The sequence below is a fragment of the Streptomyces sp. NPDC059957 genome (assembly GCF_042730015.1).
Classification (GTDB): domain Bacteria; phylum Actinomycetota; class Actinomycetes; order Streptomycetales; family Streptomycetaceae; genus Streptomyces.
The window spans coordinates 1-11,790 of sequence record NZ_JBHWMB010000132.1 but is presented as its reverse complement, the minus strand read 5'-3'; the positions used below and the strand labels follow the sequence as shown (position 1 = coordinate 11,790).

The 11,790-nt window shown below is 71.4% G+C and carries 7 protein-coding genes; 4 read left to right on the top strand and 3 right to left on the bottom strand.

Annotation, left to right across the window (positions count from 1 at the left end; all coding sequences use genetic code 11):
* Positions 1-271: 271 nt before the first annotated feature.
* Positions 272-1,894: a PucR family transcriptional regulator gene (locus tag ACFWBW_RS40465; protein ID WP_385384511.1), complete on the bottom strand. Its 1,623-nt coding sequence runs from the start codon at positions 1,892-1,894 to the stop codon at positions 272-274.
* A gap of 181 nt (positions 1,895-2,075) precedes the next feature.
* Between ACFWBW_RS40465 and ACFWBW_RS40460 the strand changes: the two genes are divergently transcribed.
* Both ACFWBW_RS40460 and ACFWBW_RS40455 read left to right on the top strand, forming a co-directional pair.
* Positions 2,076-3,614, top strand: a complete 1,539-nt coding sequence (locus tag ACFWBW_RS40460) for an APC family permease (protein ID WP_385384508.1) — start codon at positions 2,076-2,078, stop codon at positions 3,612-3,614.
* A 15-nt stretch (positions 3,615-3,629) separates the two neighbouring features.
* On the top strand, positions 3,630-5,267 hold the full coding sequence (locus ACFWBW_RS40455; protein WP_385384505.1) for a flavin monoamine oxidase family protein: 1,638 nt from the start codon (positions 3,630-3,632) through the stop codon (positions 5,265-5,267).
* Between the two features lie 57 nt (positions 5,268-5,324).
* Here the strand turns inward: ACFWBW_RS40455 and ACFWBW_RS40450 are convergent, their stop codons facing one another.
* Together ACFWBW_RS40450 and ACFWBW_RS40445 are read right to left on the bottom strand one after the other, a co-directional pair.
* Positions 5,325-6,707 carry an FAD-binding protein gene (locus ACFWBW_RS40450; RefSeq protein WP_385384502.1) on the bottom strand — a complete coding sequence of 461 codons (1,383 nt, stop codon included), beginning with the start codon at positions 6,705-6,707 and terminating at the stop codon, positions 5,325-5,327.
* 51 nt (positions 6,708-6,758) lie between these two features.
* A complete protein-coding gene (locus ACFWBW_RS40445; RefSeq protein WP_385384500.1) occupies positions 6,759-8,612 on the bottom strand; it encodes a glycoside hydrolase family 15 protein in 1,854 nt (617 codons plus the stop codon).
* A gap of 412 nt (positions 8,613-9,024) precedes the next feature.
* Here ACFWBW_RS40445 and ACFWBW_RS40440 point away from each other — a divergent pair, with 412 nt between their 5' ends.
* Both ACFWBW_RS40440 and ACFWBW_RS40435 read left to right on the top strand, forming a co-directional pair.
* Positions 9,025-10,677, top strand: a complete 1,653-nt coding sequence (locus ACFWBW_RS40440) for a CTP synthase (RefSeq protein WP_385384497.1) — start codon at positions 9,025-9,027, stop codon at positions 10,675-10,677.
* 80 nt (positions 10,678-10,757) lie between these two features.
* Positions 10,758-11,390, top strand: coding sequence for an NUDIX domain-containing protein (locus ACFWBW_RS40435; protein WP_385384495.1), 633 nt, complete (start codon positions 10,758-10,760; stop codon positions 11,388-11,390).
* Positions 11,391-11,790 lie beyond the last annotated feature (400 nt).

Here is an 11,790-nt window from a genome sequence, read left to right as displayed (position 1 = left end):
TTGAGGACCGGGGTCTGGGGCGGAGCCCCAGGGGTCCGGGCGCAGCCCGGGGCCCCCGCTTTCAGCCCGTCCGGCGTTTGAGGACCGGGTCAGGGGCGGCCCTGGGAACGGTGGAAGGGTGGGTAGGGGACTTTGCCCCGCAGGGCAGGCCCGGCCGCACACGCCCACCGGGACCCGCGCCGGGACGGCGGTGGCGTGTACGCCGGACGGAGGCCGGCGCAGCGCGTCAAGAAGGCTGGGCCCGGCAGGGACGAGGTGTGTGAGTGCTGCGTCAGGAAGGGATGGTGTGGCGGCGGGCGCGGAGGGCCAGGCTCAGGGAGAGGACCGTTTCCGGGTCGTCCAGGTCCGCGCCCAGGAGCTCCGAGATGCGGGCGAGGCGGTTGTACAGGGTCTGGCGGTTCAGGTGGAGCTCGCGCGCGGTCTCCGCCTTGCGGCCCGCGTGGGCCAGGTAGGTCTCCAGGGTGGGCAGGAGCGGCGGGCGGGACTGGGTGTCGTGGACGCGCAGGGCGCCGATCGCGCGGTCCACGAAGGCCGCCAGGTCGGGGTGTTCGCGAAGGCGCCACAGCAGCAGGTCGATGTCGAGGCGGCGGGCGTCGTACCAGGGGCGGGACGGCAGCCCGGCCGCGGCGGTGGCCGTCTCCGCCGCGTGGCGCAGGCCCGCCGAGGCCGCCGCCCAGCTTCCGCAGACGCCGACGACCACCGCCGGCGCGGCCCCCGCCCGGTCCAGGCCGGCCCGCTCCACGCCGGTCCGTAGGGCGACCGCGACCCGGTCCGCGACTGTCGTGCGCTCGGCGTCGGAGCGGAGGGAGACGAGGAGGGGGACGCGGCCTTCGACCGGGCGGACGCCGAGGAGCACCGGGACGCCGACGGAGGCGAGTTCCTCCAGGACGGCCCGGGCCAGGACCGCCCAGTTGCCGGACGGGGCCAGGTCCGAGGACAGCCGCATGACGATGGGCAGGAGCGGGCCGGGGCCCGGTTTGAAGCCCAGGACGCGGGCCTGTGCGGGGGCGTCCTCCGCCGAGATCCGTCCCTCCGCCAGGTCGGTGAGGAAGTCTCCGCGGCCGCGCGCCGCCAGCTCGTCCTCCTGACGGGCCTGCATCAGCACGACGGCCAGTACGCCGGCCGTCCGCTCCGCAGCCATCCGGTGTACGGGCAGCAGCGGGGCGGACACCCCCAGCAGGACCAGCCTGGCCCGCACCGAGCCCGCGCCGCGGCCGCCGCCCGGGACGTCGACCACCACGGCGTTGCCGGAGGGCTCCGCCGGGCGCTGCCCCCGTAGGCCCTCCCAGACCTGGAGCGGGTCCGCCGCGGCCTCCCCGGCGACCGGGCCGGCCGCGTACAGCAGCTGGCCGTCGGGGGTTTCCAGGAAGACGGGGTTGGCCGTGAAGTCCGCCAGGATGTGGAGCACTTGGGGGATTCCGCCGCCGTCGAGCAGGGCTTCCGTGCAGCGCCGGTGGACTTCCTCGGCCCGCTGGAGCAGTGCGTAGTGCCCGTTGATGATCTCGGTGTGGACCTCCTCCGTGACGGTCACGAAGGGGACCTCCCGGTGGAGCTGGACCAGGGGGAGGCCGACGGCCCGCGCCGTCTCCACCAGGGTGGCCGGGAGCCGGGTGAAGCGGGGGCCCAGCTCGACGACCAGTGCGGCGATGCCGCGGTCCGCGAGGCGGCGTACGAAGGCGCGCTGCTCGGCGGGGCGGGTGCCGAGGCCGAGGCCGGTGGTCAGCAGAAGTTCGCCGCCCTTGAGCAGGGAAGCGATGTTGGGGACCTCGCCGGCGTGCACCCAGCGCACGGTCCGGCCGAGCCGGTCGGCGCAGGCCACAACCTCCGGGAGTCCGCCGCGCAGCCCCGGCAGCTCAAGTGCCCGCTGAACCGTGATCCCGCCCTGATTGTCCATATGGCGGACGCTACCGGGGCTCTTGTTCCGTGCACATCACCGAGCGGTTACGGGGTCTCATCTACCCCCGTCCGGCCCGACAACTCGTCGCCCTTGTAAGGAGATTATCGGACTGACTGCCGATTGTGGCGTACGTCACGCAAGGAGAGAGTGAGCGCCCTCACGACAGGAACGAGGAGCCATGAGCACGGATAGCAGCACCGGCGGCGGCGCACCCCAGGTCCAGCGGCTGAAAGCCAATTCTGTGGGCCTGGTCGGTGTCGTCTTCATGGCCGTCGCCACCGCGGCCCCCATTACCGCGATGACCGGCAACCTTCCCATCGCCGTCGGCTTCGGAAACGGCATCGGCGCCCCCGCCGGATACCTGTTCGCGACCGCCGTCCTGACCGTCTTCGCTGTCGGCTACGTCGCCATGGCCAAGCGGATCACCGCCGCCGGCGCCTTCTACGGGTACATCTCGCACGGCCTCGGCCGGATCGCCGGCATGGCCTCCGGCATGCTCGCGGTCCTCGCCTACATCGTCTTCGAGGCCTCGATCGTCGGCGTCTTCTCCTACTTCACCAAGACCACCGTCCACGACCAGCTCGGCATAGACCTGCCCTGGATCGTCTACGCGGCCGCCATGATCGCGATCACCGCGGCCCTCGCGCACTTCGACATCAACCTCACGGCCAAGGCCCTGGGCGTGATGCTCATCGCCGAGATCGCCGTGCTCTTCGCCGTCGCCACCGCCGTGCTGATCGCGGGCGGCGGCCCCGACGGCATCCCCGTCGAACCCCTCAACCCCAAGAACGCCTTCACCGGCGCCTCCGCCGGGCTCGGCCTCTTCTTCGCCTTCTGGTCCTGGGTCGGCTTCGAGTCCACGGCCATGTACGGGGAGGAGTCCAAGAACCCGAAGAAGGTCATCCCCAAGGCCACCCTGATCTCCGTCGTCGGCGTCGGCCTCTTCTACATCTACGTCTCCTGGATGACGATCGCGGGCAACGGCCTCACCAAGTCCGTGGAGCTCTCCGCCTCCGCGAGCCCGCTCGACCTGTTCTTCGCCCCCACCCAGACCTTCATCGGCGCCTGGGCCGTCGACGCCTTCCAGTGGCTGCTGCTCACCGGCTCCTTCGCCTGCGGCATGGCCTTCCACCAGTGCGCCGCCCGCTACCTCTACGCCATCGGCCGCGAGGGCTTCCTCCACCCGGGCCTGGGCCGCACGCACGCCAAGCACGGCTCCCCGTACATCGCCTCCATGGTGCAGACGGCCATCGCCACCGGCCTGGTCGCGCTGTTCTGGCTGACCGGGCAGGACCCGTACATCCACCTGTACACGCTGCTCGCGATCCTCGGCACCATGGCGATCCTCATCGTCCAGACCCTGTGCTCCTTCGCGGTGATCGGCTACTTCCGCAAGAACCACCCCGAGGACCGGCACTGGCTGCGCACCTTCACGGCCCCGCTGATCGGCGGCATCGCCATGGCCGCCGTGGTCGTCCTGCTGCTGGTCAACATGAAGACGGCGGCCGGGCTGGCCGCCGACTCGTTCTTCTTCACGCTGATCCCGTGGATCGTCGGGGTCGTCTTCTTCGGCGGGCTGGGACTGGGCCTGTGGCTGAAGTTCAAGGCCCCCGACCGCTACGAGATCATCGGCCGCGTCGTCCTGGAGGACGCCGCCGAGCGCACCGACGAGCCCGCCGACCAGCCCGCCCCCTCCGCCTCCGCCGCGAACGTCTGAGAAGGAGCCACCGCCATGGCCCGTACGCCACTGATGCACGCGCTCCGTCAGCTCGCCGCCGAACACGCAGCCGCCCGCCGGCTGGGCCTGCCCGTCGCCGAGGTCCGCGGCTCGACCCGCCGTCAGCTCCTGGGGCGCGCCGCCGCACTCGGGCTCGGTACCGCCGTCGCTTCGGCGGCGGCCGCCCCGGCGCTCGCCCGCGCCGTGGAAGCCGCGCCCGACAAGAAGCCCGTCACCCCCGCCCGCGTCGTCATCGTCGGCGCCGGCATCTCGGGGCTGACCGCAGCCCTCACCCTCAAGGACGCGGGCGTCCCCTTCACGCTCTACGAGGCCAACCCGACCCGCGTCGGCGGCCGGATGTGGACCCAGCGCTCCCTGTGGGCCTACGGGCAGACCTCCGAGATCGGCGGCGAGCTGATCGACACCAGCCACAAGAAGATCCTCGAGCTCTGCCGCCGCTTCAACCTCCCCACCGAGGACTTCCTCGGCGGCGGCCCCAACGGGGCGGAGGAGGTCCTCTGGTTCAACGGGACGTACTATCCGCGCGAGCAGGCCGACGAGGACTTCAAGGCCGTCTACCAGGCCCTGCGCCGCGACCTCCAGGAGTCCGGGGAGGTCGCCTGGAACTCCTCGACCCCCGCGGGCACCGCCCTCGACAACATGACGGTCCACCAGTGGATCGAGACCCGGATCCCCGGCGGACACGGTTCGCAGCTCGGCCGCTTCATCGACGTGGCGTACAACGTCGAGTACGGGGCCGACACCGACCAGCAGTCCGCCCTCGCTCTGGTCCTGCTGATGGGCTACCAGCCCAACCCGGGCAACTTCAACGTCTGGGGCCTGTCCAACGAGCGCTACCACATCACGGGCGGCAACGACCAGTTGCCGAACGCCATCGCCCAAGCCCTGCCCGCCGGTTCGCTCGTCATGGGGCGCGAGCTGGTCGCCGTACGCGTCTCCTCCGACGGCACCCAGACCCTGACCTTCAACGACTCGGGCACCACCCGGACGGTCGTCGCCGACCACACCATCCTGTGCCTGCCGCTGCCGGTCCTCCAGCGGATCGACACCACCGGCGCCGGCTTCGACCCGCTGATGAAGAACCTGCTGCGCGACGCACGCATGGGCTACTGCACCAAGCTCAACATGCAGTTCACCAGCCGCCCCTGGCGCGGCACCGGCCCCTGGCCGGGGGTCTCCGCCGGGGACTGCTTCACCGACAGCGAGGTCCAGCAGACCTGGGACACCACCAAGGTCCAGCCGGGCAACGGAGGCATCCTGCTCCAGTACGGCGGCGGCACCCTGGCCGGCGCGATCACCCCCGCGACCCCCTTCGCCACCGACTCAGACCCCTACGTACGCGCCCTCGCGGGCCGGATGCTCACCGGGATCGACGCCTTCTTCCCCGGCACCAAGGCGGCCTGGAACGGCAAGGCGCAGATATCGGCCTGGCACCGCAACCCGTACGCGCTCGGTGCGTACTCGTACTGGCCGACCGGCTACCTGCACAAGTACGCCAAGTACGAGGGCACCGCGCAGGGCCGGATCCACATCGGCGGCGAGCACTGCAGCTACGACTTCCAGGGGTTCATGGAAGGCGGGGCGACCGAGGGGGAGCGGGCGGCGAAGGAGGTCGTCACCGCCCTCACGTGACCGCCCTCAGGTGACCGCCCTCCCGTGACCGCCTTCGCGTAAGCCCCGGGCGGGCGGTCAGGCGGGCTGGATGTTGTGGTTGAAGCGGAAGACGTTGTCCGGGTCGTACTCCCGCTTCAACCGGCCCAGCCGCCGGATGTTCTCCGCGCCGAGGCCGGCGACCACCCGGTCTCCGCCCTCGTCCCCGGTGAAGTTGAGGTAGACCGCGCCGGTGCTCCAGGGCTGGACGTCGGCGCGGACGTCCTTGACCCACTGGCGGCAGCGGTCGTCGTCGGCGGGGTCCTCCCAGGCGCCGAACGGGTGCACCGCCCAGGGCGCGTCGCGGAACGACACCGGGTAGTCGGCCGGGCCCTCGGCGATCGCGCCGCCCTGGGGCCACACCACGTGCTGGGTGCCGCTCGGCACCGGCATCGAGTCCGCGCGGGCGCAGAACACGTCCACGAACGCGTCCGGCACCCCGGTCAGGTACTCCGCCGACCAGTAGTTCCGCATGCCCGGCGGATCGTCGAGCATGCACTGGAGGTCCGGGTAGGGCAGGGCCGTCACCATCTCCGCCTCGTGCGGGATCGCCAGCAGCGGCGCGACGAGCCCGCGCAGGGCCTCCACGGGACCCGCGTACGTGACCAGCGCGCCCGCCAGCAGCCGGCCCACCAGGTGCGGCGGGACGAACTCCTCGGGCGGGCCCGTCATGTAGATGGCGCCGCCGCCGGCCTCGCGCGGCCCGTCCTCCATGAGGTCCCGGTACGTACGGACCATCTCGGGCCCGTGCTCCGGCAGGTACAGCAGGAACGCGAGGGACATGGCCGGCAGTTCGTGGAGCCGCAGGGTCAGCGAGGTCGCGATGCCGAAGTTGCCGCCGCCGCCGTGCAGCCCCCAGAACAGCTCGGGGTGGTCCTCGGCGGTCGCCGTCACCATCTCCCCGTCGGCCGTCACCAGGTCCACGGCGAGCAGGTTGTCCACGGCCAGGCCGAACTTGCGGTCCAGCCACCCGGTGCCGCCGCCGAGCACGAAGCCGCCCACCCCGGTGGTGGAGACGCGGCCGCCGGTGGTCGCCAGTCCGTACCGCTCGCAGGCCCGGTCCAGATGGCTCATCGTGGCGCCGCCCTCGACGCGGACGGCCGAGGCCCCGGGATGGACCGTCACCTCCTGCATGCGGCGCAGGTCCACGACCACGCCGCCGTCGTTGAGCGACATGCCGGCCACGCTGTGACCGCCGCCGCGCACCGCTATCGGCAGGTCGAGCCGCCGTGCGAAACGCACGGCGGTCACCACGTCCACCGGACTCTCGCACTGCGCGATGACGGCCGGCCTGCGGTCGATCATCCCGTTGTAGAGGATGCGGGCCTCGTCGTACCCCGGATCGTCCGGAACCAGTACGGCGCCGGACAGGTCCTCGCGGAGCTCGGCAAGTGCCGTGCCCGCCTTCGAGAGGGGAGCCATGGCTACCCCCTTCCGGGAGAGGCGGAAAGGCGAACGACCCCTCCAGGGTAGTCAGCCCCCGTACGCCCCGCTCGCCGTCAGCCGCAGGGCCGTGTCGATCAGGGGGACGTGGCTGAAGGCCTGGGGGAAGTTTCCCACCTGGCGCTGGAGCTTCGGATCCCATTCCTCCGCCAGCAGCCCCAGGTCGTTGCGGAGCGCCAGCAGCTTCTCGAAGAGGCGGCGGGCCTCGTCGACCCGGCCGATCATCGCCAGGTCGTCCGCCATCCAGAACGAGCACGCCAGGAAGGCCCCCTCGTCGCCCTCCAGACCGTCCACGCCCGCGTCCGCACCCGACGTCGGGTAGCGCAGGATGAAGCCGTCCGGGGTCGACAGCTCGCGCTGGATCGCCTCGATCGTGCCGATCACCCGCTTGTCGTCCGGCGGCAGGAAGCCCATCTGCGGGATCAGCAGGAGGGACGCGTCCAGCTCCTGGGACCCGTAGGACTGCGTGAAGGTGTTGCGTTCCTTGTCGTAGCCCTTCTCGCAGACGTCCTGGTGGATCTCGTCGCGCATCTCGCGCCACCGCTCCAGCGGCCCGTCCGCTTCACCGCTCTCGATCAGCCTGATCGTGCGGTCCACGGCCACCCACGCCATCACCTTCGAGTGCACGAAGTGCCGGCGCGGACCGCGCACCTCCCAGATCCCCTCGTCGGGCTGGTCCCAGTTGGTCTCCAGGTAGCGGATCAGCTTGAGCTGGAGCAGCGAGGCGTAGTCGTTGCGGGCGAGGCCCGTCATGTGGCCCAGGTGCAGGGCCTCCGTGACCTCGCCGTACACGTCGAGCTGGAGCTGGCCGGCGGCGCCGTTCCCGACCCGGACCGGGCCGGAGTTCTCGTATCCCGGCAGCCAATCGAGCTCGGTCTCGCCGAGCTCGCGCTCACCGGCGATCCCGTACATGATCTGCAGGTTCTCCGGGTCGCCGGCCACCGCGCGCAGCAGCCAGTCCCGCCAGGCGGAGGCCTCCTCGCGGTAGCCGGTGCGCAGCAGCGAGGACAGGGTGATGGCGGCGTCGCGCAGCCAGGTGTAGCGGTAGTCCCAATTGCGGCTGCCGCCGATCTCCTCCGGGAGGGAGGTGGTGGGCGCGGCGACGATCCCGCCCGTGGGGGCGTACGTGAGCGCCTTGAGGGTGATCAGGGAGCGGATCACCGCCTCCCGGTAGGGGCCGTGGTACGTGCACTGCTCGACCCAGTCGCGCCAGAACTCGGTGGTGGCCTCCAGGGCCTCCTCGGCCTCCGGCGGCTGCGGCGGCTCCTTGTGCGAGGGCTGCCAGCTGATGCAGAAGGCCATCCGGTCGCCCGGCCCGACGGTGAAGTCGGAGTACGTGGTCAGGTCCTTGCCGTACGTCTGCGCCTCGGTGTCCAGCCAGACCGAGTCGGGGCCCGCGACGGCCACGGTGCGGTCGTCCACCCGGTGCACCCAGGGCACCACCCGGCCGTAGCTGAAGCGCATGCGCAGCGCGGAGCGCATGGGGACGCGCCCGCTGATGCCCTCCACGATGCGGATGATCTGCGGGGCGTGGTCCTCGCGGGGCGGCATGAAGTCGATCACGCGGACCGTGCCGCGCGGGGTGTCCCACTCGGACTCCAGGACCAGCGAGTCACCGCGGTAGCGGCGCCGGGTGGCACGCGGGGCCTCGGCGCCGGCCGGGAACGCCGGGCCGATCCGCCAGAACCCGTGTTCCTCGGTGCCGAGAATGCTCGCGAAGACGGCATGGGAGTCGAACCGTGGCAGGCACAGCCAGTCCACCGCCCCGTCCCGGCAGACCAATGCCGCGGTCTGCATGTCGCCGATCAGTGCGTAATCCTCGATGCGCCCGGACACGTTGCATCTCCAGTCGAACAGCACGTCCGCCCCGAGGGGCGCTTGCATTGCGCGGTTGCGCGGTCTCCTGTGGATGGTGGATCGCCGCGTTGAGCCCATGATTCCGGAACCGGCGGGATTACGCCGTTCGCCGGACTGCTCGGCGGTGATGTGATCGATATCCGAGCAGGATATGACGGAACCCTAGTGATCCCCTTTAGCCCTGGAACAATGCCACTCGGCTGAACGGGTGAGCAGGGCGTTGCCGCGCCGACAGGGCCCGCGGAAGGTGCCCCGGCGCGTGGCCGGAGGCGGACCGGCCCGGGCGCTGATAGGCTGGTATCCCGTGGACCGGTGGTCTGCCTGTGCGAATCAGGAGCCCCGAAACCGCAGCTTCGGCGCCCCCTGAGACCCTCCGGTTCGATGGTGGCCGGCGCCGGACGCACCTCACCTTCGCGACCACGGGAGCCCCCTCTTGGCGATGCCGCCCAAATCCATGACGACCAAGCACATCTTCGTCACCGGGGGTGTCGCCTCCTCCCTCGGCAAGGGCCTGACGGCCTCCAGCCTGGGTGCGCTGCTGAAGGCGCGCGGTCTTCGGGTCACGATGCAGAAGCTCGACCCGTACCTGAACGTCGACCCCGGCACCATGAACCCGTTCCAGCACGGTGAGGTGTTCGTCACCAACGACGGCGCCGAGACCGACCTGGACATCGGTCACTACGAGCGCTTCCTCGACGTCGACCTCGACGGCTCGGCCAACGTCACCACCGGCCAGGTCTACTCGCAGGTCATCGCCAAGGAGCGGCGCGGCGAGTACCTCGGTGACACCGTGCAGGTCATCCCGCACATCACCAACGAGATCAAGCACCGCATCCGCCGCATGGCGACCGACGACGTCGACGTCGTCATCACCGAGGTCGGCGGCACCGTCGGCGACATCGAGTCGCTGCCGTTCCTGGAGACCGTCCGCCAGGTCCGCCACGAGGTCGGCCGCGACAACGTCTTCGTCGTGCACATCTCGCTGCTGCCCTACATCGGCCCCTCCGGCGAGCTGAAGACCAAGCCGACCCAGCACTCGGTGGCGGCGCTGCGCAACATCGGCATCCAGCCCGACGCCATCGTGCTGCGCGCCGACCGCGAGGTCCCGACCTCCATCAAGCGCAAGATCTCGCTGATGTGCGACGTCGACGAGGAGGCCGTGGTCGCCGCGATCGACGCCAAGTCGATCTACGACATCCCCAAGGTGCTGCACACCGAGGGCCTGGACGCGTACGTCGTGCGCAAGCTCGACCTGCCGTTCCGCGACGTCAACTGGACCGTCTGGGAGGACCTGCTGGACCGGGTCCACAACCCCGACCACGAGGTCAAGGTCGCGCTCGTCGGCAAGTACATCGACCTGCCGGACGCCTACCTGTCGGTGACCGAGGCGCTGCGCGCCGGCGGCTTCGCCAACAGGGCCCGCGTCCAGATCAAGTGGGTCACCTCCGACGACTGCAAGACCCCGGCCGGTGCCGCGGCGGTGCTCGGCGACGTGGACGCGATCTGCGTCCCCGGCGGCTTCGGCGACCGCGGTGTCAACGGCAAGGTCGGCGCGATCACCTACGCCCGCGAGAACAAGGTGCCGCTGCTCGGCCTGTGCCTGGGTCTGCAGTGCGTGGTCATCGAGGCCGCGCGCAACCTGGCGGGCATCGAGGACGCGAACTCCACCGAGTTCGACGCCTCCACCCCGAACCCGGTGATCTCCACGATGGAGGAGCAGCTGGCCTTCGTCGAGGGCGCGGGTGACCTGGGCGGCACCATGCGCCTGGGCATGTACCCGGCGAAGCTCGCCGAGGGCTCCATCGTGCGCGAGGTCTACGGAGACCAGGCGTACGTGGACGAGCGCCACCGCCACCGCTACGAGGTCAACAACGCCTACCGCGGTGAGCTGGAGAAGAAGGCCGGTCTGGTCTTCTCCGGCACCTCCCCGGACAACAAGCTCGTCGAGTACGTCGAGTACCCGCGCGAGGTCCACCCCTACCTGGTGGCCACCCAGGCCCACCCGGAGCTGCGCTCGCGCCCGACGCGCCCGCACCCGCTCTTCGCGGGTCTGGTCAAGGCGGCCGTGGAGCGGCAGCAGGCCGCGAAGTAGCCGCACGACCGCATAACGTTGGCAGCCGGGGTACGGAGATCCGTACCCCGGCTGTCGCGCGTTGTGGAGGGCTTCGGGGCATGGAGATCAAGGACACTGCGGAATCCTGGGAGACGGTGTCGACGGGGCGGCCGTTCCAGGGCGCGAAGACGGCGGTCGCCTCCGACGAGGTACGGATGCCGGACGGGTCCGTGGCCCGCCGCGACTACCAGGTGCACCCCGGGTCGGTGTGCGTGCTCGCACTGGACGACGCGGGACGGGTGCTCGTGCTGAGCCAGTACCGGCACCCGGTGCGGCGGCGGCTGTGGGAGCTCCCGGCGGGCCTGCTGGACGTCGTGGGGGAGAACCCGCTGCACGGGGCGCAGCGCGAGCTGCAGGAAGAAGCGCACGTCAAGGCCGAGGACTGGCGGGTGCTGGCCGACTTCTACGCGTCCCCCGGCGGCTCCGACGAGGCCATCCGGATCTTCCTCGCGCGGGGCGTCGCGGAGGCGGACGGCGAGCGCTATGCGGAGTCCGGCTCGGAGGAGGCGGACATGGAGCTGGCGTGGGTGCCGCTGCCGGAGCTGGTACGGGGTGTCCTGGCGGGCGAGCTGGGCAACCCCGGGCTCGTGACGGGAGTCCTGGCCCTGTCGGCAGCCCTCGCCGCCGACCCGTCCCTGTCCTCCCTCCGCCCGGCGGACGCCCCCTGGCCGGCGCGGCCGTACGAGGCGTAGCCCTGGTGCGGCGCCGTTGCAGGGGGCCGGTCCCCGGGCCCCTGCGCCTCAAGCGCCGGCGGGGCTGGGGTGTTGCCGGGGCTCGGTGGCTGCGGGTGGGGGTCGGTGCCGGGGGCGGGGTGGGGTGTCGGCCTGGACTGCATGATTTAGGCGCCCTCTGCTCTGCTTCGACAGGGCGCGGCCTCTTCCAGCGCCACAAATCACGCTTTACGTCCAGGCCGACACCCCACCCCGCCCCCGTCCCCGGCCCGGGCCGCCCCCCGCTCCCGTCCGGGGGTGGAACTTTCAGACCGCCCGCGCCATTTCAGCCGTCCGGCGTTTGAGGACCGGGGTCTGGGGCGGAGCCCCAGGGGTCCGGGCGCAGCCCGGGGCCCCCGCTTTCAGCCCGTCCGGCGTTTGA